Here is a 26,799-nt window from a genome sequence, read left to right on the forward strand (position 1 = left end):
CCGGGGGTGCTAGGTCTTGGGCCAAAGCAACGGAGGGCGTCATGGATCTGGGGATCAGGGGCAAGCGGGCGCTGGTCTGCGCATCGAGCAAGGGGTTGGGGCGCGGCTGTGCCGAGGCGCTGGCCGAGGCGGGCGTGGACCTTGTGCTGAACGCGCGGGGGGCCGATGCGCTTGAGGCGACGGCGGCCGCGATACGGGCAAAGTATCAGGTGGGCGTGGTCACGGTGGCGGCCGACATCACGACCGAAGAGGGGCGGGCGCGGGTGCTTGATGCCGCGCAAGGGGTTGATATCCTTGTGACAAACGCAGGCGGTCCGCCGCCGGGGCTGTGGTCGGACTGGAGCCGCGAGGATTTCATCCGCGCCATCGACGCCAATATGCTGACGCCCATCGCGCTGATGCAGGCGCTGATGCCTGCGATGATGGACAGGGGCTGGGGGCGGGTGGTGAACATCACCTCGCAATCGGTCAAGGCGCCGATCGGGCAGTTGGGGCTGTCGAACACCGCGCGGACGGGGTTGACCGGCTTTGTCGCGGGAACCTCGCGGCAGGTGGCGGAAAAGGGTGTGACGATCAACAACCTGCTGCCCGGAATTCACGACACGGATCGGGCGGTCTCGCTCGACAGTGGTGTGGTCAAGGCCGAAGGGATCACGATGGACGAGGCGCGGCGGCGGCGGGCGGCGGGGATTCCGGCGCGGCGTTACGGGACGGCGGCCGAATTCGGGGCGGCCTGCGCCTTTCTCTGCTCGGTCCATGCGGGGTTCATCGTGGGGCAGAACATCCTGCTCGACGGCGGGGCGACCAACGCGACGATCTGAGCCTGCGGCAATGCACGGGTGATGCAGATGCGACGCTCACCCATTTGACGGGCTGTTAAGGTTAACGGCCGCGCGAGAGGGGGGCTGTCTGCCCCCCTCGACGGCTGCGCCGTCTCACCCCCCGAGGATATTTCGGGCAAGAGGAAATCGGCGCTGCTTCCTCTTGCCGAAAATATCCTCGGGGGTGAGCCCTGAAAGGGCGAGGGGGCGGAAAGCCCCCTGCGCGCGCGGGCGGCCTGCTTGCGGACGGGGGGCTTGGCTGCTAGGGCTATTCCCGATTGTTTCGCTTGGGATCGTTGCATGTCGAATGCCATCCGGCTTGAGGTGTCAGGGCTGACCCGTTCTTTCGGGGGGCGGCCCGTGGTGGATTCGGTATCGCTGACGGTTGCGGCGGGGCAGGTGACCTGTCTGCTTGGCCCGTCGGGCTGCGGCAAGTCGACGACGCTGCGGATGATCGCAGGGGTCGAGCGGCCCGATGCGGGGGTGGTCAGGATCGACGGGGCCGCGATGTTCGGAGCCGGTGTGAACCTGCCGCCCGAGGCGCGGTCGGTCGGGTTGATGTTTCAGGACTTTGCGCTGTTTCCGCATCTGACCGTGGCGCAGAACGTGGCCTTCGGCCTGTCGGGTGACAAGGCGGCCAAGGCCGCGCGGGTGGGCGAGTTGCTCGAGCGGGTCAATCTGACCGGCTACGGCGCCAAGCATCCGCACGAGCTGTCGGGCGGCGAGCAGCAGCGGGTGGCGCTGGCGCGGGCGCTGGCACCGCGGCCACGGGTCATGCTTATGGACGAGCCGTTTTCCGGTCTCGACAACCGGTTGCGCGACGGGATCCGCGATGTGACGCTGGATGTGCTGAAGGAAGAGGGCGCGGCTGTGCTGCTGGTCACGCACGAGCCCGACGAGGCGATGCGCATGGCCGACGAGATCGCGCTGATGCGGGCGGGGCGGATCGTGCAGCAGGGCGCGCCCTACAACGTCTACAACGCGCCGGTGGACCGTGCGGCGGCGGCGTTCTTTTCGGACATCAACGTCATCCGTGGCGTCAGTCGCGGGGCGCTGACCGAAACGCCCTTTGGCGCCTTTCTGACTCCGGGCCATGCGGACGGGGCCGAGGTGGAGATCGTGATCCGCCCGCAGCACCTGAAGATCGATTTCGACCGTGGCGGGCGCGGGCCGAACCCGACGGTGGGCGATGGCACGCCCGCGCGGGGGGTGGTGCAGCGCGCGCGCTATCTGGGGGCGAATTCGCTGGTGGAATTCCGGATGGAGTTTGACGGATCGGTGCTGACGGCAAGCGTGCCGGGGGTGTTCCTGCCCAAGGCCGGCACGGCGCTGTGGCTGATGATCCGGCGTGACAGGTGTTTCGTCTTCGGCAAGAGGTAGGGGCGGGGTGCCCCAAGCCTGCGGCCTTCGGGGGCGGGGGCAGGGCTTGGGTGCGCCTGTCCGGTCAATCCGGCAGGTCGTCATGCGCGAGGCCGGCTTGCGGCATCAGTGTCGCCACTTTGGCAAGCAGGTTGCGGGCGGCGCGCGCGCGCGGGCCTTCGGCGGCGGAGACATGGGTCAGCCCCTCGACCAGCGCGTCGAGTTCGTCTTGCGTCATCAGCGTGGGCGGCAGCAGCAGGGGTGAGCGCAGGATGTAGCCGAGGCCCCTTTCGCCATCGACCGGCAGGCCCGAGCGGGCCATCACCCCCATGTCGCGCCAGATGGTGCGGGTCGAGACTCCGGTCGCGAGGGCCAGTTCGGCCGCAGTATGAAGCCGCCCGTCGCGCAGGATCTGGATCAGGTCGAAGATGCGGTCGTCGCGGTTCATCGGGGGGCTTTGATGCAAGCAGGGGGCGAGGGACTGACAGGCTACTGACATATAACTGTCAGTAGCGCTAGGAAAGCAGAGATTCGGCGCTTTTCGGTCCGGCAGGCTTGGGCATAAATGACCGGCGAAGTGCAGGGAGTCGCTTGCCGCAGGCAGGGCGACCACGGATCAAGGAGACGGTCATGGGACGTTTGGGACCTTTGGAAATCATCATCATCGCCGCAGTCGTGCTGGTGCTTTTCGGGCGCGGCAAGATTTCGAACCTGATGGGCGAAGTGGGCAAGGGCATCACGGCCTTCAAGCGCGGGGTCAAGGATGGCTCGGCCGAGGCGGAAGCTGCCGCCGCGGCGGCTGTCGAGGCCGCGCGCGACGTGACGCCGGAGACCGAGAAGGAAAAGGTCTGAGTCCGGCCTTGCGCCCGGATTTGGCGAGGGAAGGGCTGAGACATGCTTGATATCGGCTGGAGCGAACTGGTCCTGATCGGGGTCGTCGCGCTGATCTTCGTGGGGCCGAAGGACCTGCCGCGCATGTTCCATGCGCTCGGTCGGGTCACCTCGAAGGCGCGGGGCATGGCGCGGGAATTCCAGCGGGCGATGGATGATGCGGCCAAGGCTTCGGGGCTGGACGAGGTGAAGAAGGACCTGAACGGGCTTCAGACCGGTCTGAAGGCCGCGACGAACCCGTCGAGCCTCGGGATCAATGCGCTGGAGGATGCGGCGCGCAAGTTCGAGAAATGGGACCCGAAAACGGTGATGCGGCCGGGTGCCGCCGCGACGGCGACTGCTGCCGCCGCTCCGGCGGCGGGGGCTGCGGCTTCGGTCGTGACCGTGGGGGGCACCGAGATCGGGCCGGAAACCAAGGCGCTGGCCGACAAGCGGGCTTCGGAAGCGGCTGCCGCGCGGGCCAAGGCGCATGAGTTGCAGGCGAAGGCCGCGGCATCCGCCAGCGCCACCTTTGCCGCGCGGGCCAAGGCCGATGCCGAAGCCGCCGCGCAGAAGGCTGCGGCGGAAAGTGCCGCAGCGCCTGCGCCCAAGCCACGCGCGCCCCGTGCCAGAAAAGCCGCAGAGCCCGCGCCCGAAGCTGTGGCGGAAGCCGCGAAACCGGCGAAGAAGCCGCCAGTCAGACGCAAGAAGAGTGACGCATGACGACGCAGGACGATATCGAGGACAGCTCGGCCCCGCTGGTCGAGCATCTGGCAGAGCTGCGCAACCGGCTGATGTGGTCGGCGGCGGCCTTTGTCGTGGCCATGTTCACGGTCTATCCCTTTGCGATGCAGGTGTTCAACTTCCTGTCGCAGCCGATCTGCAAGGTGCTGGCAGGCATGGGGCAGAACTGCCAGCTGGTGCTGATCTCGCCGCAGGAAGGGTTTTTCGTGGCCATCAACATCTCGCTCTTCGGCGGGCTGGTGCTGGCCTTTCCGGTCATTGCCTACCAGTTGTGGCGCTTTGTGGCGCCGGGGCTCTACCGGTCCGAGCAGAGCGCGCTTCTGCCGTTTCTGATCGCCTCGCCGGTGATGTTCTTCTTCGGGGCGGCCTTTGCCTATTTTGTCGTCCTGCCGATGGCGTTCAACTTCTTCCTCGGCTTCCAGCAATTCGGCTCGGCCGCAAGCGGGGCGGCGAGCGGGGCGGTCGCGGATGCGGCGGACCCTCTCAAGCAGGTGGCGTCGGTTCCGGGGATCGTGTTCCAGGGGTCGGCGCAGGAATACCTCGGGGTGACGATGAAGTTCATCCTTGCCTTCGGACTGTGCTTCCAGTTGCCGGTGCTGCTGGTGCTGCTGGGCAAGGCGGGGCTGATCGGGTCGAAGGGCCTGTCGGCCATGCGGAAATACGCGGTGGTGGCGATCCTGATCCTTGCCGCGGTGGCGACGCCGCCGGATGTGATCAGCCAGATTATCCTGTTTTCGGCCATCTACCCGCTTTACGAGGTGTCGATCTTCCTGATCCGGCGCATCGAAAAGACGCGCGAGGCCAAGATGCGGGCCGAGGGCACCTGGGTGGACGAAGACGAGGAAGACGCGGCGTGAGATCGGTGCTGGAACGGATCGCGGGGGCGCTGGAGCGGATGGCACCGGCGCCCCTTGCGGCACCCGATTTCGGGGCCGAGGCTTTCGTCTGGCACACGGCGCCCGACCGGCTGGAACCGGTGGCACGGGTGGCCCGCGTGGACCTGTCGCTGCTGGTCGGGGTGAACCGGTCGCGCGACACGCTTCTCGAGAACACCCGCCATTTTGCCGCCGGATTGCCGGCCAACAACGCGCTGCTCTGGGGCGCGCGGGGGATGGGGAAATCGTCGCTGGTCAAGGCCGTGCATGCGGCGGTGCGCGCCGAAGGGCATGATCTGAAGATCGTGGAATTGAGCCGCGAGGATTTGCCGAGCGTCGGGCGCCTGTTGGGCGTGCTGCGCGGGGCGCGGGCGCGGTTCATCCTGTTCTGCGACGATCTGTCGTTCAGCCATGACGACCAGCATTACAAAAGCCTCAAGGCGGTGCTGGATGGCGGCATCGAGGGGCGGCCCGAGAACGTGCTGTTCTATGCCACCTCGAACCGCAGGCATCTGATGCCGCGCGACATGATCGAGAACGAGACCCAGGCGGCGATCCATTCCACCGAGGCGGTGGAGGAAAAGGTCAGCCTGTCGGACCGGTTCGGGCTGTGGCTCGGGTTCCACCCCTGTTCGCAGGACGAATATCTGGCGATGATCGCGGGCTATTGCGCGGCGCATGGCGTTGCGGTTCCGGACGAGAGGTTGCGGGCCGAGGCCATCGAATGGCAGGCAACGCGGGGCGGACGGTCGGGCCGCGTGGCCTGGCAATTCTTCTGCGACCTTGCCGCACGCGAAGGCGTGAAGGTCCCGGGCTGACCGGAGCGGCGATTTTTCTGCGAAAAATCGGGGCAGGCGCCCGAACGGGCGGGCAATGTTACCGGCTGCCGGTTTCTGGCCGCCGGTTTCTGGTCGGGCGTGGTGGATTTGAGTATTTGGGCAAGGATGAAGCCCCGTGCGGCTTTCACACCGACCCAAATATCCCGGGGGGAAATCGGCCCCTTGGCCGATGGGGGGGCTGGCCCCCCTGCGAGGGTGCAGCCCATGCGAGGCCGCAGGATTTTCGGGATTTTTCGCAGAAAAATCGGGGTGGGGCGGGGCGGGCCTTGCGGGTGGGGGGCGCGGTGCTTAGCCTAGGGCCTTCCTTTTGCCTGTGGTGCCTATGCTTTTCGAAATTCTCATCGTCCTCGCCCTGATCGTCGTGAACGGGGTGCTTTCCATGTCCGAGATGGCCATCGTCTCGGCGCGGCCTGCGCGGTTGCGCTCGCTCGAGGGGAAGTCGCGGGGGGCGGGGGCGGCGCTGCGCTTGGCCGAACAGCCGGGGCGGTTTCTCTCGACCGTGCAGATCGGGATTACGATGGTTGGCGTGCTGTCGGGTGCCTTTTCGGGGGCGACGCTGGGCGCGCGGCTTTCGGACTGGCTGGCTGCGGAAGGCATGGCGCGCGAGACGGCGAACACGCTGGGCGTGGGCGGGGTCGTGCTGGTGCTGACCTATCTGTCGCTGATCGTGGGCGAGCTTGTGCCAAAGCAGCTTGCGCTGAAGAATGCCGAAGGCATCGCTATCCGCATGGCGCCTGCGATGCTGATCCTGTCCAGGGCGGCCGCACCCGTGGTCTGGGTGCTGGAGCATTCGGGGCGGCTGGTGCTGTTCCTGATGGGGCAATCGGGCGAGAGCACGGCGAAGGTGACCGAGGAGGAGGTGCATACGCTGCTGTCCGAGGCGCATGAGGAAGGGCTGATCGAACCCGAAGAGCGCGAGATGATGGCGGGGGTGATGCGGCTGGCGGACCGTTCGGCCCGTGCGCTGATGACGCCGCGCCACGAGGTGGAGATGCTGGAGCTTGAGGCGAGCAGTGTCGAGACGGTGGCGGCGATCCGGCGCATCGCGCGGCCCCGCATGCCGGTGCAAAGCCGCGAGTCGGGCGAGGTGGTCGGGATCGTGCGGCTTTCGGATGCGTTCAACGCCCTGTCGCGGCGCGAGACGCTGGACCCGAAGAAGCTGCTGCGCGAGGTGCCTGTGGTGTCGGACATGGCCGATGCGCTGGATGTGATGGAGATCTTGCAGGGGTCGGACGACCATCTGGCGCTGGTCTATGACGAATACGGGCATTTCGAGGGGATCATCACCTCGGGCGATATTCTCGAGGCGATCACGGGGTCGGTCGCGGCGGCCACGGCGGAGGAGCCGGCGCTGGTCGAGCGGGCGGACGGGTCGCTGCTGGTGTCGGGCTGGATGCCTGCGGATGAATTCTGCGACCGCATGGGCCTGCCGCGCGAATTGGCGGGCGGCTACGAGACGGTGGCGGGGCTGGTGCTGAACATCTTTGGCCGCCTGCCCGCGCTGGGCGAGGCCGTCGAGGCCGAGGGGCTGCGGTTCGAGATCATGGATTTCGACGACCGGCGGATCGACAAGGTTCTGGTCAGCAAGACGGCCGACTAGCGCCGCTGCTGCCTGAGACGCGGGAGGTCAGAGACGGCTGGCGTCAGAGAAGGGGGGCGTCAGCGTTTCCAGACATGGACACCGGGGCGGCAGGTCGCCTCGTCGATGCGCAGGCCCTGGGCCGAGAGCAGGCGGCGGCATTCCTGCATGCCTTCGCGGCCGTAGATGTCGCGGTGGAATTCTGCGACGAAGGTGTTGATTCCGGTCAGATCGGCGTGGCGCAGAAAGTCCAGCTCGCCCCCTTCGATATCCATCATGATCGTGTCGGGGGCGAAGTCGGCCACGAGGTCGGCATAGCGCAAGACGGGAACCGAGACGGTCTGCGCGCGGTCGGGCTTGCGCGAGACGAGGCCGGAGCCGAGGAAATTGCCCATCACGAAAAAGTCGATGCTGGCGGGTGCGTCGGGCGCGGTAAGCACGACGGCGTGGCGCAGGGTGATGATGTCGGACAGGCCGTTCGTTGCGTGCAGATGGGCGATATGCGGGATCAGCGCGGGGTTTGCCTCGATGCTGAGCAGGGCCTTGGGGGCGAGGTTCATGGCGAGGATCGCGCCCACGACGCCCGCGCCCGCGCCGAGTTCGAGGATGCGCGCGCCCTTGGGGATGGCGGCGAGACCGCAGGCGACCTCGTTGCGTTCGTAGCGGCCTTCGTTCAGCGAGGTGATCATCGACGGGCCGAGGTGGGGTGCGGCGGGGACGCGCACGCCGTGCAGGGTGGCGATGATGGGGGCCTCGGACGGGGCGGGAGCGGATGCCGCCGCAGGGGCGGGGGCCGCTTCGGGTTCGGGCGGCAGGGCGGGCCCTGCGGGGGGTGCGGCCAGTTCCGAGGCGAGGGCCGCCGCCGCTTCGAGCGATTTCAATCCGGATGCGAGGCCGGTCTTGGCCGTTGTTTTCACGGCAGGTTTCGACGTCGGCTTCGGGGCCTGCTTCGGGGCAGGTTTCTTGGCCGGCTTGCTTTTGGATTTGGACATGGGAACCTGCAACTACGGAAAAGGAAAAGCGGGGTCGGCCTATTTCAGGTAGGGCATCGGGTCGGTGCTTTCGACGCCGCGACGGACTTCGAAATGCAGGAAGGCGGGGTTGCCCGAGCGGACGGTGGCGATGGTCTGGCCACGGGTGACCTTGTCGCCCTTTTTCACCTTGATGCCCGCGACGCCGGCATAGACGGTCAGCAGCCCGCCGTCGTGGCGGATGACGATGATCGGGGTTTGTTCGGTGTCCTGGGTGATGGCGGCGACGGTGCCTGCGGCGGCGGCCTGAACGGCCGTGCCTGCGGGGGCGGCGATGTCGATGCCTTCGTTCTTTTTCGGCTGGTAGGTGCGGATGATGTTGCCCGAAACCGGCATGGCGAATTGCGCCGAGGATGCGGTGGTGCGTTCCTGCGACATCTCGGGCGAGGCGGGGGCGGAATCGGCAACCTCTGCCGCGGTTTTCGGGGTTTCGGCGGGCAGGGGCTGCTTGGCCGAAGGCGGTGTCGGCGTGGGCGTTCCCGCACCGGGGGCCGAGGTCGCGACCTTGGCGGGTTGGGCGGGTTGGGCTTCGGCCTCGGGCGGGGCGCCGGTCGGGGTCGGGATCATGAGATACTGGCCCTCGCGCACGTCGAGGTCGGGGCCGAGGCCGTTCCAGTCGGCCAAAGCGCGGGCCGAGACGCCATAGGTGCGGGCGATGGAGAAGGCGGTTTCGCCGCGTTTGACCTGATGCCGCGTGGGCGCCATGTCGCCGAGGTTGGCGGCGGGCGCTGCCGTGGCGGGGGCAGGGGCTGCGGGGGCGGCGGTGTCGACGCGGTCGAGGGCGGTGGTGGCGATGGACGAGACATCGACCGATCCCGGCCGCGCGGCGCTGCCTGCGCGAAGCGGGGCCGAGGCGACGGTGCCGCCGCCGATGGCGCTGCCCGGGGCTGCGGCGAAGGCGCCACCCTCGACCCGGCGGGGCAGGGCGAGGACTTCGCCGTCACGCAGGGGGGCATTCGCATCGACGGCATTGTAGCTGGCGAGTTCGGCGGGCGTGAGGCCGATGCGGGCGGCGACGGTCGCGGGTGTGTCGCCGCGGCGGGCCACGGCCACCTGATAGCCGGGGTAGGAGATGACGCCGCGCCCGTCGGGCGTGGGGCGGGCGGCGGTGACGCCGCGCGCGGCGGCGGCGGTGGTCATGACATTGCCGCCGCGCAGGTCCCAGTCGAGGTTGTCGATGGGGTTCGTGCCGCCGGAACAGGCGGCAAGCGCGCAGGTGCCGAGGAGAAGCGCCGTCTTGCCGAGGAGGTGCCACGTCTGGATGGTCATTGCTCTGCCCTTACAAGCGGTCCGGGTTGGTCCCGGCCTGATCTATTTGCCGTCTATTCCGTGCCCAGCCCTTCGACAAGCGGGACAAAGCGCACGGGTCGAAGTTCGTCATAGTCGAAACCGCTTTCGGTGCGCGTCACTTTTATGAGACTTTGCACCGTGTCGGACTGGCCGACCGGCAGCACCATGATACCGCCGGTTTTCAACTGCGCCAAGAGCGGGCTTGGCGGGTCTTCCGCTGCGGCTGTGACGATGATGCGGTCGAAGGGGGCCTGATCGGGCAGGCCGAAGCTGCCGTCCGAGGTGATGGCGGTGATGTTGGTCAGGTCGAGCGCCGCGAAGAGGTCGGAGGCTTCGCGCACGAGGCGGCGGTGGCGGTCGACGGTGTAGACGCGGCGGGCGAGGTGCGAGAGGATCGCGGCCTGATAGCCCGAGCCGGTGCCGACTTCGAGCACCTTGTCGCGGGGCTGGACGTTCAGCGCCTGCGTCATCAGCCCGACGATGGAGGGTTGGCTGATGGTCTGGCCGCAGGCGATGGGAAGGGGCATGTCCTCGTAGGCGCGGTCGGCAAAGACGCCACGGACGAAAAGGCCGCGGTCGGTGCGTTCCATCGCCGAGAGGACGCGGTGGTCGGTGACGCCGCGCGAGCGGAGGGCGTAAAGAAAGCGCATCTTGCGTTCGGCAACGGAGCCTTCGTCGTCGAAGTCTCCGGCCCCCCCTGTCATGCGAGCCGCGCCGAAAGGTCGGCCAGAAGGTCATGCGCGGTCAGGTCCGCGCGCATGGGGGTGACCGAGATGTAGCCTTCGAGGTTCACCGCCGCATCGGTGCCGGGAAGCGTGGGGGTCTGCTGCGGGCCGCCCTTGATCCACAGGAACTTGCGCCCCGAGGGCGACTGGTGCGGTTCGACGCTGAACGAGGTGTCGCGGCGGAAGCCCTGCGCCGCGACGCGGGTGCCCTTGACCCGCGCGGCGGGAAGGGGCGGGAAGTTCACGTTGTAGAAGGTGCGGTAGTCGTCGTTGGTCCAGATGCCGGCGTCGAGCAGTTTGCGGACCACGGCGGTGCCGTGGGTGCGGGCGGCTTCGAACGGGTCGGACAGGCCATCCATTTCGGGGCCGAAGAATTGCGACAGGGCGATGGCGGGGATGCCCTGCAAGGCCGCCTCCATCGCGCCGCCGATGGTGCCGGAGTAAAGCACGTTCTCGCCCGAGTTGTTGCCGCGGTTGACGCCCGAAAGCACCAGATCGGGTTTGGCGCCGTCAAGCACGTCGTAGATGCCTGCAAGCACGCAATCGGCGGGGCTGCCCTCGGCCGCAAAGCGGCGGGGGGCGAGCTTGGCGATCATCATCGGGTGGGTGTAGCTGATGCAATGGCCGACACCCGATTGTTCGAACGCGGGGGCGACGACCCATACCTCGCCCTGCGGGCCGGCGATGGCATGGGCGATTTCTTCCAGAACCTGAAGGCCCGGAGCGTTGATGCCGTCGTCATTCGTCACAAGGATGCGCATGCTGTGCCTGTATTGCTGGCCCCCTGATTAGACGAGGGCGCGGGGGGCGGCAAGCGGGGGTTGCGGCCAAGGCGTGCGGGGTTAGTCTGGTGTGGCAAAGATGGAGGGTCGGGCGATGCGGATGAAGCGGTTGGGGGCATCGGGGTTGCAGGTGTCGGAGCTGTGTCTGGGCTGCATGACCTATGGCGAACCCTCGCGCGGGGGGCACAGGTGGACCCTGTCCGAGGCCGAGAGCCGCCCGCTGATCCGCGCGGCGGTCGAGGCGGGGATCAGCTTTCTGGACACGGCCAACATCTATTCGGACGGATCGTCCGAGGAGATTCTGGGCGATTACCTGTGGAGCATCGCACGGCGGGACGAGATCGTGCTGGCGACCAAGGTGCATGGGGTGATGGAGGCCGAGCCGCATATGCAGGGCCTGTCGCGGCGGGCGATCATGCACAATATCGATGCGAGCCTGCGGCGGTTGAAGACCGATCATGTGGACCTCTATCAGATCCATCGCTGGGATTACGACACGCCGATTGCCGAGACGATGGAGGCCTTGCACGATGTGGTGAAGGCGGGCAAGGCGCGGTATCTGGGGGCGTCGAGCATGTTCGCATGGCAATTCGCCAAGGCGCAGGAGGTGGCGCGGGCCAATGGCTGGACGCCGTTCATTTCGATGCAGAACCAGATCAACCTGATCTACCGCGAGGAAGAGCGCGAGATGGTGCCGCTGTGCCTTGACCAGGGGGTGGGGATGATCCCGTGGTCGCCGATGGCGCGGGGGCGGCTGACCCGCCCCTGGGGGACCGAGACGGCGCGGGGGCAGACGGATGCCTATATGCGGGTGCTTTACGACCGGACCGAGGCGGCGGACCGCGCCGTGATCGAGGCGGTGCAGGAGGTGGCGGCCGAGGTCGGGCGGCCCATGGCGCAGGTGGCGCTGGCATGGGTGCGCCAGAAGGCGGGGGTGACGGCGCCGATCATCGGGGTGAGCAAGCCCGCGCAGCTGGCCGAGGCGCTGGCGGGGCTGTCGCTCGAGCTGTCGGCCGATCAGATCGCGCGGCTTGAGGCGCCCTATGTGCCCCATGCGGTGGCTGGGCACGGCTGAGACGCGGCGCGCGCCCGAAGGGCCAAGCCGATAAAATTGCGGGAATTTTCCCTGCGGGCGCGAAAACCGCGTTAACCGCTGCCGTTAGACAGTCCTGTGTGCGGGTTGCACGGGTTGGTAATGGTGGCTTTCGGTATGTTTCGCAGGCGCGGCCCGTTTCGGGCAGGGGCGGGCGAGGGGCGCGCGCTGATGCAGGCGCTGTTGCGGATTCGCGAGATCGGCGAACCCGTGGCCAAGCGTCAGGCGGATGCGACGCTGCGGCAGGTTCTGGTGACGGAACGCCACGCCGAGGCCATCGCACTGGCGAAGGCATGCCTTTTGCATATCGCAGCCGGACCGGAGCCGCGCGCCGCACTTGTCGCCGCGCGCTGTCCGGCGCTGCAGGTCAGGCAGGGCGTTAACGGATCGGCAAGGCAGGCGGGCTAGGCTTTGCCGCAAGGGAGGATGGGATGCGGGCATTCTGGACGGCACGGACGGGACGCACGGCACCGGAAGGCGGGGCCTTCGGGATTGCCTTGACGCGGATCAGGCTGGCGGGCGAGGGCTGGGCCGCCGCCGAGGCGGAAGCCGCCTTCCGGCAGGTGCTGGGCGAGGGGGCGCGGCCCGACCTTGCCCGCCGCTCGCTCGAGCGGATCGCGGCGGGGCCGGACCCGCGGGCTGCCCTGATCGCCGCAGGTGCGCTGCGGATGGTTGCGGCAGGCGAGGCTGCGGCTGCGGTTCAGTCTGACGCGACGGACGCGACGGGGTCTGCGAGGAAGTAGCCTTCGGGTGCGAACAGAACCGCGAGGATGGCGACATAGGCCAGCGTGAACAATGCGATCGGTGCCCAGTTCGAGGGCGTAGAACCGGATCGGCCCGAGGCGGGGCCGAGAGAGTGGGTCTTTCGCATGGCAGTGCGCTCCGACGTGATTGATTGACACAGTATAGTCGCATTCCGTGAAGCGAGGGTTCCGAAGAATCTGGCGGATGCGGAATATTGTTCCGGATCGGCGGAATATCGCGGACACGGTCGCGGATTTCCGCGCGGATCGGCGCGCGAGGGGGAATAATTTTTCTGCATCTGCGGAATCGGGCGCTGCGCTGCGGCGGCTGGCCCCGCGATGGCGGGGGCGCACAAGGCAAACGGGCGCCCGTTGCGGGGCGCCCGTGAGGTCGTGGAGTCGTGAAGTCGTGGGGTCGTGCCGGCCCGCGCCGGCCCGCGCGATCAGTCGCGGGCGCGTTCGACGTAAGAGCGGTCTTCGGTGTTGATGATGATGCGGGTGCCGGCGCCGATATGGGGCGGAACCATCACGCGCACGCCGTTCGAGCACATGGCGGGCTTGTAGGAGGACGAGGCGGTCTGGCCTTTGACGACAGGCTCGGTCTCGGTGATCTCGACGGTCACTTTCTGCGGCAGTTCGAGGGCGATGCACACGCCTTCGAAGGTTTTCAGATAGACCTTGATGCCTTCGGACAGGAACACGTCGTCTTCGCCCACGACATCGGGGGAGACGGTGATCTGTTCGTAAGAGGCCGGTTCCATGAAGTGGAAGCCTTCGCCGTCGCTGTAGAGAAAGTCGTATTCGCGTTCGTCGACGGTGGCTTTCTCGACCATCTCGGTCGTGCGCCAGCGTTCGGCGACCTTAACCCCGTCGGAGATGCGGCGCATGTCGACCGAGGTGGTCGGCGTGCCCTTGCCGGGATGGAAATTCTCGGCCTTGAGGACGGCGTAGAGGCGGCCGTCCATCTCGACGACATTGCCCTTGCGGAGGGAGGAGGCGATGACTTTCACGGGGTCGTTTCCTTGCGGTTTCGGACGGGGGCGCGTATTTGCGCCCCGTATTCAGGATATGCTGGCGCGGCATCTAGCGCATCTTTGCGGAAATCTCAAACCGAAAGCGGGCAGGTCATGGAAGGTGCGTGGTGGGAGCGGGGGCGGCATGCGGACCGGCGGGGGGTGCTGCTGGCGCGGAACCGGATTCAGGCGGCCATCCGTGGCTGGCTGGCAGAGCGCGACTTTGTCGAGGTGGACCCCGTGGCGCTTCAGGTCAGCCCCGGCAACGAGGCGCATCTGCATGCCTTTGCCACCGAGGCCATCGGCAATGACGGGGTGGCGCGGCGGATGTATCTGCACACCAGCCCCGAATTCGCGATGAAAAAGCTGCTGGCGGCGGGCGAGACGCGGATCGCGGCCTTTGCCCATGTCTGGCGCAACCGCGAGCGGGGGGCGCTGCACAGCCCCGAGTTCACCATGCTCGAATGGTATCGGGTGGCTGAGGATTACGCCGTGCTGATGGAGGATACCGCCGCGTTCCTGCGTCTGGCGGTGCGGGCGGCGGGGTCGGAGGTCTTGCGCTTTCGCGGGCGCGCGTGCGACCCGTTCCAGCCCTATGAGCGGCTGAGCGTGGCCGAAGCCTTTGCGCGCCATGCGGGGGTGGACCTGCTGGCCACCATCGGGCCGGACGGGGAAACCGATGCCGGGGCGCTGCGGGGGCAGGTGCAGGCGGCGGGGGTGCGGGTCGCCGGGGATGACACGTGGTCGGATATGCTGAGCCGCTGTCTTTCGGAAAAGGTCGAGCCGCAGCTGGGGCTGGGGCGGATCACCATGCTTGACCGCTATCCGGCCGCCGAGGCGGCGCTGGCGCGGCCCGTGGCGGGTGACGGGCGGGTTGCGGAACGCTTCGAGGTCTATGCCTGCGGGGTGGAACTGGCCAACGGTTTCGGAGAGTTGACCAATCCGGCCGAACAGCGGCGGCGCTTCGGGTTGGAGATGGACGAGAAGGCGCGGGTCTACGGCGAACGCTATCCGCTGGACGAGGATTTTCTGGCCGCCTTGGGCCATATGCCCGATGCGAGCGGGATCGCGCTGGGCTTTGACCGGCTGGTGATGCTGGCCACCGGCGCGCCGCGCATCGACGATGTGATCTGGGTGCCTGTGGCGGGCTAGGCGCCTTGCGCCGGATCGGGCTGCGATCGGGGCTGCGCTTTCGCGTGTGACTTCGGCACTGGTCTGCATTTGCGGGGGGATTTACGCTTGGCCCCGAGGCTGCGCGGATGTGGGGGCCAGACGGGTGGCCAGACGGGTGGGCAGACGGGTGGCGGGGCGGTGTTTGCGCCCCGGATCGTGCCGGACTGCGGAAAAAGCGCAGGCGCGGCCCGATTTCGAGACGAAAGATGATGACATTACCTCCTTTGGATAGATGCAAGAAAGCGCGGATCAGTCGTAATGAGGCGCGGGGATAAACAGGGGAAATGGATATGGGTTTTGTGAAAGTGTTGGCGGCTGTGGCGGCCTTGGGTTTCTCGGGGTGGAGCGCAGAGGCGGGCGAACCGCTGCCGGCACCGACCGGCGAGGTGGTGCTGACCGTGACCGGCCAGATCGACCGCACCAATGCGGGCGATGCGGCCGAATTCGATCTGGCGATGTTGCAGGCGCTTGATCCGGTCACGGTGACCACCTCGACCATCTGGACGGACGGGGTGCAGGAGTTCCGCGGCGTGTCGCTGGAGCGTCTGATGAAGGAAGTCGGCGCGACGGGCGGCATGATCGCGGCCTCGGCGCTGAACGACTATACGGTGCAGATCCCGATGACCGATGCGGTCGAGGGTGGCGCCGTGCTGGCCTTTGAAGCGAACGGGGCCGAGCTGTCGGTGCGCGACAAGGGCCCGCTCTGGGTGATCTACCCCTACGACTCGAGCAAGGACTACCAGAGCGAGGTGGTCTATGCCCGGTCGATCTGGCAGGTCGCCAAGATGGACATCGCGGCCGAGTAAGGCCACCGGATCGCTTGCCAAGACGGAAGGCGCCGCCCATATCGGGCTGGCGCCTTTTCAATTGGCGCGAGGGAGCCTGACATGAGCCTTGCCGCCTTTCGCTTCGACAACAGCTATGTGCGCGCGCTTCCCGGGACGTTCCTGCCGGTGCGGCCCGCCGTTGCCCCCGCGCCGCGGCTGGTGGTGCTGAACGAGGGGCTGGCCGCGGAGCTTGGCCTTGGGCTGGGCGATGCGGCGGCGGTGGCCGAGGTGCTGTCGGGGCGCGCCGTGCCGGACGGGGCCGAGCCTGTGGCGCAGGCCTATGCGGGCCACCAGTTCGGCGGCTTTTCGGCACAGCTTGGCGACGGGCGTGCTGTTCTGCTGGGCGAGGTGGTGGACCGCGCCGGACAGCGGCGGGACATCGCGCTGAAGGGGTCGGGCCGGACGCCGTTCTCGCGCGGGGGGGACGGCAAGGCGGCGCTTGGGCCGATGCTGCGGGAATATCTGCTGGGCGAGGCGATGCATGCCTTGGGCATTCCCACGACGCGCGCCCTGGCCGTGGTGGCGACGGGCGAGGATGTGCTGCGCGAGGTGGCCTTGCCCGGTGCGGTGCTGACGCGGGTCGCGGCGAGCCACATCCGTGTGGGGACCTTTCAGTTCTTTGCGGCACGGGGCGATCTGGCGCAGGTGAAGGCTTTGGCCGATTACACCATCGCGCGGCATTATCCCGACTGTGCGGGGGCCGCGAACCCCTATCTGGCGCTGTTCGATGCCGTGGTGGCCGCGCAGGCGCGGCTGATCGCGCAGTGGATGGGGGTGGGGTTCATCCACGGCGTGATGAATACCGACAACATGGCGTTGTCGGGCGAGACCATCGACTATGGCCCCTGTGCCTTTATGGAAGGCTATGCCGAGGGGACGGTGTTTTCCTCGATCGACCATACGGGGCGCTATGCCTATGGCAACCAGCCGCTGATTCTGGGCTGGAACCTTGCGCGGCTGGCCGAGGCGCTGCTGTCGCTGTTCGATGCCGACGGGGACAGGGCCGTCGATCTGGCCAACGGGCGGCTCGAGGGGATCGCCGGGCGCTATCGGGCGGAGTGGCTGGCGGTGATGCGGGCCAAGCTCGCGCTGGAGGGCACGGGCGAGGACCATGCCGATCTGGTGGAGGGGTTGCTTGCGGCGATGGCGGGGCAGGAGGCCGACTGGACGCTGACCTTCCGGCGGCTTGCGGATGCGGTGGCAGGCGACGGATCAGAAGGGGGGGCAGCGGGCGGATCAGCCGACGGGTCAGCGGACGGGGCGATCCTGCCGCTTTTCGCGGACCCCGCCGCGATGCGGGCATGGTTGCCGCGCTGGCGCGGCCGTTTGGGCGCGTGGGCCGCAGCGCGGTTGCGGGCGGCCAATCCGGCGGTCATTCCGCGCAACCATCGCGTCGAGGCCGCGCTCGATGCGGCGACGGCGGGCGATATGGGGCCGTTCCATGCGCTGCTGGCGGCGGTGACGCGGCCCTTTGACGAGGACGAGGCCTTCATGCTGCCCGCGCCCTCGGGGTTCGGGCGCTATGTGACCTATTGCGGGACGTGACCGGAATTTGACGCAAATTCCGCCTGCGCCGCCGGGGCCGGGGCCGCGGCGGACCCGTGCGCGGAAGATGCGTCATTTTCCGCTTCCGTTGCCGCGAGGCGGGGTGCATCCTTCGGGCATGGACCAGCGGACCGACATCACCGAAAGACTGGCGCTGTCGCTGCGCGAGACGCGGCGGGCGCGGGGCCTGTCGCTGGATGCGGTGGCCAAGCTGTCGGGTGTGTCGCGGTCGATGGTGAGCCAGATCGAGCGCGGGGAAAGCAGCCCCACCGTGGCGACGCTGTGGAACCTGACGCAGGCCTTGCAGGTGGATTTCGCGGGGCTTCTGGGTGCGGCGCCCGCGCGGGGCATCACCGTGACGCGGGCCGCCGCCGCGCCCGTGATCGCGGGGCGGGGCGAGGGGGTGACGATCCGGATTCTCTCTCCTGCCGAAACCGTGGGCGAGCACGAGGTTTACGATCTGGCCTTTGCCGCCGGGGGGGCGCTGGTGTCCTCGGCCCATTCGGCGGGGTGCCGCGAGCATCTGACGGTGATCGAGGGTGCGCTGACGGTGCGGTCGGGCGACGAGGCCGAGCATCTGGGCGCGGGCGATGTGGCGCGCTATGCCGCCGACCGCCCGCACGAGATACGGGCCGAGGGCGGGGCCGCGCGGGCCATTCTGATCGTGCAGGACAGTTGAGCGGTCTGCCGCCGTTGCGCGGCGGGGCGGGCGGTTTTCGAGTATTTGGGCAAGGCTGAAGGCGCAAGTTTGGTGCTTTGGTCGCGGTTTTTCCGGCATTGCGGAATTTATTCCGCTATGTTGACGGATCGGGCGGGCTGTGCGATGCTTCCGATATAGCGGAAAGGGTTCTGTCATGGCGGACAAGTCGGCGTTTCTGGCCTATCTGGACGAGAGCTTGCGGGGGATCGAGGCGGAGGGGCTTTTGAAGCGCGAGCGCGAGATCGCGGGGGCGCAGGGGGTGCGGGTGCGCATGGGCGGGCGCGAGATGCTGAACCTGTGCGCCAACAACTACCTTGGCCTTGCGGATGACCCGCGCCTGATTGCGGCGGCAGAGGCGGCGATGGCGGGCCACGGCTACGGGATGGCGAGCGTGCGCTTCATCTGCGGCACGCAGGACCTGCACCGCGCGCTCGAGGCGCGGATCGCGCGCTTTCTGGGCAAGGAGGATGCGATCCTGTTTGCCGCCTGTTTCGATGCCAACGGGGGGCTGTTCGAGCCGTTGCTGGGGGCCGAGGATGCCATCATCTCGGACAGTCTGAACCATGCAAGCATCATCGACGGGGTGCGCCTGTCCAAGGCGCGGCGCTACCGTTACGCCAATTCGGACATGGATGATCTGGAAACGCAGCTCAAGGCGGCGCGGGCCGGGGGCGCGCGGTTTGTGATGATCGCCACGGATGGCGTCTTTTCGATGGACGGGTATCTGGCGAAGCTGCCCGAGATCACCGCCTTGGCCGAACGTCATGGCGCGATGGTCATGGTGGATGATTGCCATGCCACGGGCTTCATGGGGCCGGAGGGGCGGGGGACGCCCGCGCATTTCGGGGTGGAGGTCGATATCCTGACCGGCACCTTGGGCAAGGCGCTGGGCGGGGCCTTGGGCGGCTATGTCGCGGGGCCGCGGGCGGTGGTCGAGGTGCTGCGGCAGCGCGCGCGGCCCTATCTGTTTTCAAACGCCTTGCCGCCTGCGGTGGTGGGGGCGGGGCTGGCGGCGCTGGACATCGTCGAAGGGGCGAATGACCTGCGGGCGCGTCTGTTCGAGAATGCGCGCTACTGGCGGGCGGGGCTGGCGGAAGCGGGGTTCACGCTGCTGGCGGGGGAACACCCGATCGTTCCCGTGATGCTGGGCGAGGCGGGGCTGGCGCAGGCGATGGCTGCGGAATTGGCCCTGCGCGGCGTGCATGTGGCGGGGTTCTTCTTTCCGGTCGTGCCAAAGGGCGCGGCGCGGATCAGGACGCAGATGAATGCGCGGCTGGGCCGTGACGATCTGGATTTCGGGTTGGAGGCGTTCCGCGCGGCGGGGCGGGCAACGGGGGTGCTGGCATGAGCAACGAGATGAAGGCGCTGGTGAAGGCCAAGGCAGAGCCGGGGCTGTGGATGGAGCGCCGCCCCGTGCCCGAGATCGGCCCCGACGATGTGCTGATCCGCATAAGGAAGACCGGCATCTGCGGGACGGATATCCATATCTGGAACTGGGACGAATGGGCGGCGCGGACCGTTCCCGTGCCGCTGGTCACGGGGCATGAATTCGCGGGCGAGATCGTCGAGATCGGGCGCAATGTCGAGGGGCTGTCCATCGGGCAGCGCTGTTCGGGCGAGGGGCATCTGATCGGGCGGCATTCGCGGCAAAGCCGTGCAGGCAAGTTCCACCTTGACCCCGAGACGCGGGGGATCGGGGTGAACGAGCCCGGCGCTTTCGCGGAATACCTGCGGCTTCCGGCATTCAACGTGGTGCCGCTTCCCGAGGCCATCGACGACGAGATCGGGGCGATCCTCGACCCGTTGGGCAATGCGGTGCATACGGCGCTGAGCTTCGATCTGGTGGGCGAGGATGTGCTGATCACGGGGGCGGGGCCGATCGGGATCATGGCTGCCGCCGTGGCGCGGCACGTGGGGGCGCGGCATGTGGTGATCACGGATGTGAACCCCGCACGGCTGAAACTGGCGGCCGAGGTCGCGGATGTGATGCCTGTGAACGTGGCCGAAGAGCAGCTTTCGGACGTGAAGGCGCGGTTGAAGATGACCGAGGGGTTCGATGTCGGCATGGAGATGAGCGGCAATCAGGCCGCACTCGACCAGATGGTCGAGAACCTTGTGATGGGGGGGCGGATCGCCATGCTGGGCATCCCGCCGGGCAAAAGCCCCGTCGACTGGAGCCGGATTGTGTTCAAGGCGATCACGATCAAGGGGGTCTACGGGCGCGAGATCTTCGAGACTTGGTACAAGATGATCGCCATGCTGGAAAACGGGCTGGATGTGCGCAAGGTGATTACGCACCGCTTCCGCGTGGATGATTTTGCCGAAGGCTTCGCCGCGATGCGCTCGGGGTTGTCGGGGAAGGTCGTTCTCGACTGGGGCTGAGGCGTTTGCGGCTGTGGCGGGGGCAAATCTTCCGCTGCCTGCCCGAACGGACCGATGGCGAAACCGCCGTGCCGCCCGACGGATCGGCGGGGCGCGCGGTTGGCTGTTTCCCCTTCATCCTTGAAAAATAATCCTGGGAGGGGTGCGGGGAGGGCAGGCGGCCCTCACCGCTTGGGCGGGCAGGGCGCGCGGCGGGGGGCCCGTGCGGTTGCGCCGTGCGGTTGCGCCGTGCGGTTGCGCCGTGCGGTTCTGGCGGCGGGGGGAAGGTTCCGGCGGGAAATCGGCACGCAGCGGGCCATCGGGGGCTTGCGCGGCGCGGCGGGGTCGTATAGTCGGACAACGCTCTCGGCGGGTTGGCGGAGAGGTTACGCAGCGGATTGCAAATCCGTGAAGACCGGTTCGATTCCGGTACCCGCCTCCAGAGCTTTCCCCTTGAAAACAAAACAAGAAACCTGACGTATCAGGCGTTTGGGCTGTTGCCGTTCCGGGTTGTGCAAGCCCTTTGCGGGCGCGGTGGCCGAATCTTTTCAGGGAAAGACCGGGTGGCTGACGCCGCCCTTTGGGGGAAGTGGACGGATCGCCTGCGCCCTGCCTGCGGTCTTTGCCTGCGTGGTGAAGGACTGCCGCATCTGCGCCGGGCGGGCACCTGCGCCGAGGTTCGGGGCGATGCTGGTGGTGGTTTGCAGTCTCGCGTGCTGTGGCGTTTCTATCTTTTGATATTGCAATTAATATTTAGTCTTTATCTTCTATCTTAATTTATCGTTTTTTATTTTAACAATCTCGGAGTCCCGTGGTTATTCTGCCACGCGGTAAATTGCAAAACCGTTATAATACAGTTGGATAACAGGCTTTCCCTGCGGGGCGAAATGCCGTTTTTCCGGAATTTATCGGCGGTTTTACGGGGGGATATTCTCGTGCCCGTTCACACTCATTAGGAAAGGTCCGCAAATTAACGTTCGATAAGGAGTACGAATATGAAATTCGCAAGCGTTCTCGTCGGTCTGGCTGCGGTTGCCGTGGCCGGTGTCGCCCATGCGCAGGATATGGCCTCGGGGATCAGCGGTGACTTTTCCATCGCGCGCTCGTCGCAGGTCTGGGGCGGGGACAACACCAATACGGTCGGCGTCGATGACCTTTCGGGGCGCGTTCTGGTGCCGCTGTCCGGCCCCTGGGCCTTGCAGGTCGAGGGAAATTACGGCGCGGTGGCCGGGTCTGACCGCGCGGCGGCCTATGACGACAACCTGTACCTGTCCTACGGCAACTTCGGCGCCCATGCGCTTTATCGCGCCGAGCGTTTTCAGGCAGGCGTGATGGCGGCCAAGTCGTCGGCGACGGTCGATGGCGAAGAAGCCTATTACGACACGATGCTCGGGCTGGAAGGGCAGACCTATTTCGGGAATGCGACCGTCTGGGGGCAGGTTGCGTCGGTGTCCGGCTATGAGGAATATGCCGGAAACGAGGACCTGAGCCTTGGCGTGGTGCGGGGCGGTGTGCGCTATTTCATCGGTGATGCGACGAGGATCGACCTTGAAGGCACCTATGCGAAAGGCACCTTTGACGATTACGACGCGAAGATCGCGTTCTGGGGCGTCGGGGTCGAACACCAGATCGTCTCGGAAGCGAATTACGGCGTGTCGGTCTTTGCCCGCTACGAAGGCAGCAACTTCGACTTCACCGACGATTATTCGTCCGAGGCATGGCTGTCGGACAAGACCATCAAGGTGGGTCTGTCGATCAAGTTCGGCGGCAAGAGCCTGCGCGAGGCTGACCGGAGCGGTGCCAACACCGACCTGATCAATGCGGGCCGGTTCAACATCATCGACTCGACCTATTGATCGTGATTGCACCGCCCCCCGGAATGGTTGTTCCGGGGGGCGGTTGCGCATGTGCGGGGTGCCATTGCGGCCCCCCGAGTGCCGCTTCGGGCGCAGGCGGTCAGGCCAGTTCGCTGACGCGGTAGGCGGCGCGGGCGAGCCAATCGGGGTCGATCTCGACTCCCCAGCCCGGTTCGGCGGTGATGATGGCATGGCCGTCCTCGATCCGGTAGGGATCGTTGCGGAACAGTCCCTGCTGCCACGGGTAGTAATCGGCGCCCTCGATGGAGAATTCGAGGTATTTGCCAGCGTTGGGCAAGGCCTTGAGCAGGTGCATGGTGCAGATCGTCACCAGCCCGAGGTTGGCGGCATGCGGGGTGACCGGCAGGCCTGCGGCGGCGGCCATGCGGGCCACGTGCAGCGTGCGGTGGATGCCGCCCATATACATCACGTCGGGCTGGAGGATATCGACCGAGCGGCGGTCGAGCATGAGTTGCCAGCTTGAATATTCGCAGTCCTGTTCGCCCCCTGTGACATCGAGCGCGAGTGCGGCACGCACGCGCGCGGTGGCGTCATAGTCCCAATAGGGGCAGGGTTCCTCGAAATGGCCGATGCCATTGTCTTGCAAGAGGTGGCCCAGTTCGATGGCGCGGGGGGCCGAGTAGCAGGAATTGGCGTCGACCAGTTTGTCGATGCCGTCGCCAAGCGCGCGCGAGACGGTTTGCACCACCTCGGGGGTGCGGCCGGGCCATTCGTCCTGATCGCGCCCGCATTCGCGCCCGACGCGCCATTTGAAGGCGGTAAAGCCCTGTTCGTCGCGCAGACGCCGGAAGCGGGCGGCTTCGTCCGCGGGCGTGATGTCGCGTTTCATCGAGGAGGCATAGGCGCGCAGCTTGCCGGGGGTGCCGCCAAGCAGTTCGACGACGGGCTTGCCCTGAAGCTTGCCGTTCAGGTCCCAGAGTGCGGTATCGAGCCCCGCCATCGCGCGGCGCAGGTAAGAGCCCGGGAATTTGTGTTCGCGTTCCTGGATGAGGTCCAGAGTGTCAGCGAAATCGGTGGCGTCGGTGCCGAGCGCATGGGGCGCGATCTGGCGGTGGAACACTTCGGTCGTGATGTCGGCGAGGTAGGTCGAGACCTGACCCCAGCCCTGCGCGCCGGTTTCGGTGGTGGCACGCACGAAGGCAAGGTCGGGGGTGCCGAAGGTTTCGAGGCGGGTGATCTTCATGGGCGCGGTCCTTTCGGGCTGCCGTGGCTTGGCGCGAGCCAAGCGCGTTGCGGGCCTGCGGTCTGTTCCATTCGCGACCTCGGGGCGGGGGCGGGGGCGCGGACGGGGGCAGCGGACGGGGGCGCGGATGGGGCGGGCATCCATCGGGATGGGTTGGCCATAGCCGCATGGTCGGAACAACCGCAACGGGCATGACATTCGCAACGTGACCGTCAGAGGCGGGCTGTGGGAGTCCGCTCCGGACAGGTTATGCCATGAGTGTCATTGCACTTGAGACGGGTGCGGCTGCCATCGCGCCGAAGAGCCTTGCCATCGACGGCATGGACTTTGGATACAATTATTCCGGGTTCCGGCCGGTCGACCGGTTCGAGAACCAGCTTGCCGACAACCATGTAGGGTTGATCACATGGCCGGGCGGAACGCTTTGCGAGCGCAGTCCGGACCGCTACGGTTTCCAGTTCGACGGCCTTTACAATCCGGCGTTGAACCGGCCCGGTCTGGCCGAGATGTTCCAGATCGCCCGCGCCGAGGGGGCGGGGCTGTCGGTCGTGCTGCCCACGGTGCGATATGAGGGCGACGATGCCGCCCTGCGTGCGGATGTGCATGATTTCATGGGAAAATTGCTGGGCGGGCACTACGGCCCCTTGCCGGATCATTTGCAGCTCGAGGTTGGAAACGAGTGGTATGTGGCCTTTGGTTCGGGCCTTGGGGATGCGGCGGCCTACGGGCATGTGGCCGATATCTACGTGCAGGAGATGGCGCGCGCGCTCGAGGACCCTTCGGTCAATCTGATCGGCGCGGATGTGGATATCGCCGTGCAATGCGGGCGCACGCTGGAAGAGGACGAGGCGATCCGTGCCGAGTTCCACGGCGACGATCTTGCAGAGGTGGACATGGTCATCCACCACCGGTTCGCGCTGTCCGCGACGGGTGTGGACCGGACCGCCGACGAGGTGGGGCGCATCCTCGATGCATGGGAGACGGACGCGGCGGCGCATGGCGGAGACCGGCCGGAGCTGTTTCTGGGCACCTACAATGTCGGTTCTTTGACACGTGACGAGGCGTTGGACCAGTACATCAAGGCCGAGGCCGATCTTGGCCATGTGGTCAGGGCCTCGGACATCGACCTTGAACACCGGACGGACGCGCCGTTCGAGCGTTTCTGGCAGGATCAGCTTGGCGCGCGGGATTACGGGCCAGAGCATCCGCGCCTGCTGCTCGAGATGTTTGCGGAATATGGCGGCGAGGGCATGGGCGGGGCCGGTGTCTACGGGGTGGACATGGTGCATGCCGGACGCTTCACCACGCAGGATGCGCAGGGGCATGTGCAGGATTTCGTCGCACAGGACATGCTCGACATGCTGGCGGAATCGACGCAAGGCACGCGGCTTCTGAAGATCGGCCTGACCAATGACCGCGGCGACGATGTCTGGGCCTATGGCTTCGAGAACGAGGACAAGCTGGTGGTGTTCCTGTCGGCCGATGACCTGCCGCCCGGCACGGTGACGCTGGCGATGAAGGGGGTGGGGACGACCTACAAGGCGGTCTATGGCGAAAGCCTGACGGCGAAGGTGCCCGATGACTGGATGACCCGCTTCGACGTGCCGGACAATGCGCAGGTGGACGAGACCAACGAAGGCAGGACCTATGCGGTGGGCGTCCGCCATGCCGTCACGCCGACGGCGGATGCGGAAGGTGTGACGGTGGCGCTGGACCAGCCCTACGAGGTGGTGCGGCTGAGCTTTGCCAAGACCGATGCGGGGCTGCGCGAGATCGGGTCCTATTCGCATGACCACGGGGTCGAGCTTGCGGGACCGCTGGTCGAGACGACCGAGGTGGTCGGCGATCCGGCGGCCGAGGAAGATGCCGGCGCGGGGCATGGCCTTGGCGCGCATCATGACACGGCCGGAGCCGACCCGGTCGAGGACGGGGCGGATCATGGCGGCGATCTGGGGATCGGCGGCCTGCTTGCGGCCTTCGTGCCGCTGCTGCTGCTACTTGGCGGCGGGATCTGAGCGGAACAGCGCCGCAAGTGCTGCGGTGTCGATGGCGGGCAGGATCTGGCCTGCCGGGCGGAAGGTCGGGACCGGTTCGGCGGCGACGAGGGCGTTGACGATGGCCTCGTCGGTCGCCTCGACCGCGGCGAGGTAGAGCGGGTCGATGTGGTGCGGGTTCAGCGCCTGACGGTCGCAGAGCGGACCTGCATGTTCGGGCATCGGCCCCGCGTCGGCGGTGGAAAAGGCAAGGAAGATGTCGCCCGAACTGTTGCCGCCCGCCGTGCCCGACCGCGCGATGCCGAGGGCCGCCCGTTTGGCGAGGGCGCGCAGCGACAGCGCCGAGAGCGGGGCATCGGTGGCGAGGATGACGATGATCGAGCCGGTCTCGCGCGGGGGCGGGGCGGTTTCGGGGAAAAGCCGGCCCAAGGGTTTGCCAAGGATCGTCAGCCAGTCGCGCAGCCCGTGGTTGGCCTGAACCAGCGCGCCGAGCGTGTAGTCGCGCCCGATGGTCACGCGGCGCGAGGCGGTGCCGGTGCCTGCCTTGAACCCGTAGGCGATCATGCCGTTGCCGCCGCCGGTGTTGCCTTCGGCGACAGGGCCGCCCCGGGCCGAGGCAAGGGCCGCGCGCGCGTGATCGGGGGTCACGCGCATGGCGTTGATGTCGTTGAGCCTGCCGTCATAGGTTTCGGCCACCACGGGCATGGCCCAGGCGTGGCCTGCGAAATGGTCGGGGTAGCGGTCGATCATCCAGCGCGTGGCGGCGCTGTGGCAGGCGCCGATGGCATGGGTGTTGGTGACGAGGACGGGGCCGAAGAAATAGCCCGCGTCGTCGATCCAGTGCGTGCCCGTCATCTCGCCATTGCCGTTGAGCGAGAAATGGCCCGCCATGACAGGGCGGGGCGTGCCGCTGTCGGCGCGCGGCAGAAGGGCGGTGACGCCGGTGCGCAGACCGATGGCATGATCGGTCAGGGTCGTGAAGCCGACCGCGATGCCTGCGACATCGGTGATGGCATTCAGGGGGCCGGGCGTGCCGGGGAAGGGCAGGCCAAGATCGCGGGCGCGGGGTTTCGTGTCGGTCATGGGGAAAGACTGCTGCCTTTGGGCCGGTCTGTAAAGCCGTGCCGTGGCGGGTCTGCCCGTGCGGGGGCCAGCCCCCGCGCCCCCGGAGTATTGGGGCAAGGATGAAGGGAAAGGGCGGATCCCCCTGTTCATCCTTGTCCAAATACTCCGCAGGGGGTGCGGGGGGGCGCGCAGCCCCCCGCGTGCCGCGGCCGAAACTTGCGCTGGACTTATCGGCATGGGTCTGTTGGCCCTATAGCCGCGGCGGGCAGTAGGGGATGATGCGGCCAAGTCCCTGCGGTCTGCGGGGGGT

At 67.2% G+C, this 26,799-nt stretch carries 26 protein-coding genes and 1 tRNA gene; 19 read left to right on the forward strand and 8 right to left on the reverse strand.

Going from position 1 to position 26,799, the window contains the following annotated elements:
• The first annotated feature begins 41 nt into the window (after positions 1-41).
• Positions 42-821, forward strand: a complete 780-nt coding sequence (locus tag H7F16_RS14870) for an SDR family oxidoreductase (protein ID WP_185798406.1) — start codon at positions 42-44, stop codon at positions 819-821.
• 300 nt (positions 822-1,121) lie between these two features.
• Complete coding sequence (locus H7F16_RS14875; RefSeq protein WP_185798407.1) at positions 1,122-2,201, forward strand: ABC transporter ATP-binding protein; 1,080 nt, start codon at positions 1,122-1,124, stop codon at positions 2,199-2,201.
• Positions 2,202-2,265: 64 nt separating this feature from the next.
• Here H7F16_RS14875 and H7F16_RS14880 read toward each other — a convergent pair whose 3' ends face one another.
• Positions 2,266-2,628 carry a helix-turn-helix transcriptional regulator gene (locus tag H7F16_RS14880; protein ID WP_185798408.1) on the reverse strand — a complete coding sequence of 121 codons (363 nt, stop codon included), beginning with the start codon at positions 2,626-2,628 and terminating at the stop codon, positions 2,266-2,268.
• 182 nt (positions 2,629-2,810) lie between these two features.
• On the opposite strand from H7F16_RS14880, the gene tatA reads away from it, so the two are divergent.
• The 5 genes from tatA (at position 2,811) to H7F16_RS14905 (ending at position 7,108) form a co-directional block, all read left to right on the forward strand.
• On the forward strand, positions 2,811-3,032 hold the full coding sequence (tatA, locus tag H7F16_RS14885) for a twin-arginine translocase TatA/TatE family subunit (protein ID WP_185798409.1): 222 nt from the start codon (positions 2,811-2,813) through the stop codon (positions 3,030-3,032).
• A gap of 42 nt (positions 3,033-3,074) precedes the next feature.
• Positions 3,075-3,773 (forward strand): Sec-independent protein translocase protein TatB, encoded by a 699-nt coding sequence (gene tatB / locus H7F16_RS14890; protein ID WP_185798410.1) that lies wholly within the window; start codon positions 3,075-3,077, stop codon positions 3,771-3,773.
• Positions 3,770-4,651, forward strand: coding sequence for a twin-arginine translocase subunit TatC (tatC, locus tag H7F16_RS14895; protein ID WP_185798411.1), 882 nt, complete (start codon positions 3,770-3,772; stop codon positions 4,649-4,651). The genes tatB and tatC overlap by 4 nt, the downstream gene beginning before the upstream one ends.
• 38 nt (positions 4,652-4,689) lie before the next feature.
• Positions 4,690-5,487, forward strand: a complete 798-nt coding sequence (locus H7F16_RS14900) for an ATP-binding protein (RefSeq protein ID WP_185798539.1) — start codon at positions 4,690-4,692, stop codon at positions 5,485-5,487.
• A 343-nt stretch (positions 5,488-5,830) separates the two neighbouring features.
• A complete protein-coding gene (locus H7F16_RS14905) occupies positions 5,831-7,108 on the forward strand; it encodes a hemolysin family protein (protein ID WP_185798412.1) in 1,278 nt (425 codons plus the stop codon).
• A gap of 59 nt (positions 7,109-7,167) precedes the next feature.
• On the opposite strand, the gene H7F16_RS14910 is transcribed toward H7F16_RS14905, so the two are convergent.
• From H7F16_RS14910 to surE, 4 genes are read right to left on the reverse strand one after another with little or no spacing between them, the layout of a single operon-like run.
• On the reverse strand, positions 7,168-8,079 hold the full coding sequence (locus H7F16_RS14910) for an FkbM family methyltransferase (RefSeq protein ID WP_185798413.1): 912 nt from the start codon (positions 8,077-8,079) through the stop codon (positions 7,168-7,170).
• A 39-nt stretch (positions 8,080-8,118) separates the two neighbouring features.
• Positions 8,119-9,387 (reverse strand): M23 family metallopeptidase, encoded by a 1,269-nt coding sequence (locus H7F16_RS14915; protein ID WP_185798414.1) that lies wholly within the window; start codon positions 9,385-9,387, stop codon positions 8,119-8,121.
• A 53-nt stretch (positions 9,388-9,440) separates the two neighbouring features.
• On the reverse strand, positions 9,441-10,112 hold the full coding sequence (locus H7F16_RS14920; protein WP_185798415.1) for a protein-L-isoaspartate(D-aspartate) O-methyltransferase: 672 nt from the start codon (positions 10,110-10,112) through the stop codon (positions 9,441-9,443).
• The gene (gene surE / locus H7F16_RS14925; RefSeq protein ID WP_185798416.1) at positions 10,109-10,894 is read right to left on the reverse strand and encodes a 5'/3'-nucleotidase SurE; all 786 of its coding nucleotides are present in this window, start codon (positions 10,892-10,894) and stop codon (positions 10,109-10,111) included. The genes H7F16_RS14920 and surE overlap by 4 nt, the downstream gene beginning before the upstream one ends.
• Before the next feature lie 100 nt (positions 10,895-10,994).
• On the opposite strand from surE, the gene H7F16_RS14930 reads away from it, so the two are divergent.
• From H7F16_RS14930 to H7F16_RS14940, 3 genes are all read left to right on the forward strand, one after another.
• Positions 10,995-11,990: an aldo/keto reductase gene (locus tag H7F16_RS14930; RefSeq protein WP_277818389.1), complete on the forward strand. Its 996-nt coding sequence runs from the start codon at positions 10,995-10,997 to the stop codon at positions 11,988-11,990.
• A 120-nt stretch (positions 11,991-12,110) separates the two neighbouring features.
• On the forward strand, positions 12,111-12,416 hold the full coding sequence (locus H7F16_RS14935) for a hypothetical protein (RefSeq protein ID WP_185798417.1): 306 nt from the start codon (positions 12,111-12,113) through the stop codon (positions 12,414-12,416).
• Positions 12,417-12,439: 23 nt separating this feature from the next.
• Positions 12,440-12,751 (forward strand): hypothetical protein, encoded by a 312-nt coding sequence (locus tag H7F16_RS14940; RefSeq protein WP_185798418.1) that lies wholly within the window; start codon positions 12,440-12,442, stop codon positions 12,749-12,751.
• 443 nt (positions 12,752-13,194) lie between these two features.
• Here H7F16_RS14940 and efp read toward each other — a convergent pair whose 3' ends face one another.
• On the reverse strand, positions 13,195-13,761 hold the full coding sequence (gene efp, locus H7F16_RS14945; protein ID WP_185798419.1) for an elongation factor P: 567 nt from the start codon (positions 13,759-13,761) through the stop codon (positions 13,195-13,197).
• 117 nt (positions 13,762-13,878) lie between these two features.
• On the opposite strand from efp, the gene epmA reads away from it, so the two are divergent.
• The 8 genes from epmA to H7F16_RS14985 all read left to right on the forward strand — a co-directional run bounded on the left by epmA (position 13,879) and on the right by H7F16_RS14985 (position 22,226).
• Positions 13,879-14,916 (forward strand): EF-P lysine aminoacylase EpmA, encoded by a 1,038-nt coding sequence (gene epmA, locus H7F16_RS14950; RefSeq protein WP_185798420.1) that lies wholly within the window; start codon positions 13,879-13,881, stop codon positions 14,914-14,916.
• 311 nt (positions 14,917-15,227) lie between these two features.
• Positions 15,228-15,743: a putative pterin-binding protein gene (locus H7F16_RS14955; protein WP_241741461.1), complete on the forward strand. Its 516-nt coding sequence runs from the start codon at positions 15,228-15,230 to the stop codon at positions 15,741-15,743.
• Between the two features lie 81 nt (positions 15,744-15,824).
• The gene (locus H7F16_RS14960) at positions 15,825-17,309 is read left to right on the forward strand and encodes a protein adenylyltransferase SelO (RefSeq protein ID WP_185798422.1); all 1,485 of its coding nucleotides are present in this window, start codon (positions 15,825-15,827) and stop codon (positions 17,307-17,309) included.
• A 118-nt stretch (positions 17,310-17,427) separates the two neighbouring features.
• Positions 17,428-17,988, forward strand: a complete 561-nt coding sequence (locus H7F16_RS14965; RefSeq protein WP_185798423.1) for a helix-turn-helix domain-containing protein — start codon at positions 17,428-17,430, stop codon at positions 17,986-17,988.
• A gap of 175 nt (positions 17,989-18,163) precedes the next feature.
• On the forward strand, positions 18,164-19,357 hold the full coding sequence (locus H7F16_RS14970) for a glycine C-acetyltransferase (protein WP_185798424.1): 1,194 nt from the start codon (positions 18,164-18,166) through the stop codon (positions 19,355-19,357).
• A gap of 8 nt (positions 19,358-19,365) precedes the next feature.
• A complete protein-coding gene (tdh, locus tag H7F16_RS14975) occupies positions 19,366-20,391 on the forward strand; it encodes an L-threonine 3-dehydrogenase (RefSeq protein WP_185798541.1) in 1,026 nt (341 codons plus the stop codon).
• A 347-nt stretch (positions 20,392-20,738) separates the two neighbouring features.
• A tRNA-Cys gene (locus tag H7F16_RS14980) sits at positions 20,739-20,812 on the forward strand.
• Between the two features lie 553 nt (positions 20,813-21,365).
• The gene (locus H7F16_RS14985) at positions 21,366-22,226 is read left to right on the forward strand and encodes a hypothetical protein (protein WP_185798425.1); all 861 of its coding nucleotides are present in this window, start codon (positions 21,366-21,368) and stop codon (positions 22,224-22,226) included.
• A gap of 100 nt (positions 22,227-22,326) precedes the next feature.
• Here the strand turns inward: H7F16_RS14985 and H7F16_RS14990 are convergent, their stop codons facing one another.
• A complete protein-coding gene (locus H7F16_RS14990; RefSeq protein WP_338402016.1) occupies positions 22,327-23,628 on the reverse strand; it encodes a mandelate racemase/muconate lactonizing enzyme family protein in 1,302 nt (433 codons plus the stop codon).
• Positions 23,629-23,684: 56 nt separating this feature from the next.
• Here H7F16_RS14990 and H7F16_RS14995 point away from each other — a divergent pair, with 56 nt between their 5' ends.
• On the forward strand, positions 23,685-25,445 hold the full coding sequence (locus H7F16_RS14995) for a hypothetical protein (protein WP_185798427.1): 1,761 nt from the start codon (positions 23,685-23,687) through the stop codon (positions 25,443-25,445).
• Here H7F16_RS14995 and H7F16_RS15000 read toward each other — a convergent pair.
• A complete protein-coding gene (locus H7F16_RS15000) occupies positions 25,425-26,507 on the reverse strand; it encodes a DmpA family aminopeptidase (RefSeq protein WP_185798428.1) in 1,083 nt (360 codons plus the stop codon). The genes H7F16_RS14995 and H7F16_RS15000 overlap by 21 nt on opposite strands.
• Positions 26,508-26,799: the final 292 nt, after the last annotated feature.

Source organism: Paragemmobacter straminiformis (assembly GCF_014243445.1).
GTDB classification, from domain to species: domain Bacteria; phylum Pseudomonadota; class Alphaproteobacteria; order Rhodobacterales; family Rhodobacteraceae; genus Paragemmobacter; species Paragemmobacter straminiformis.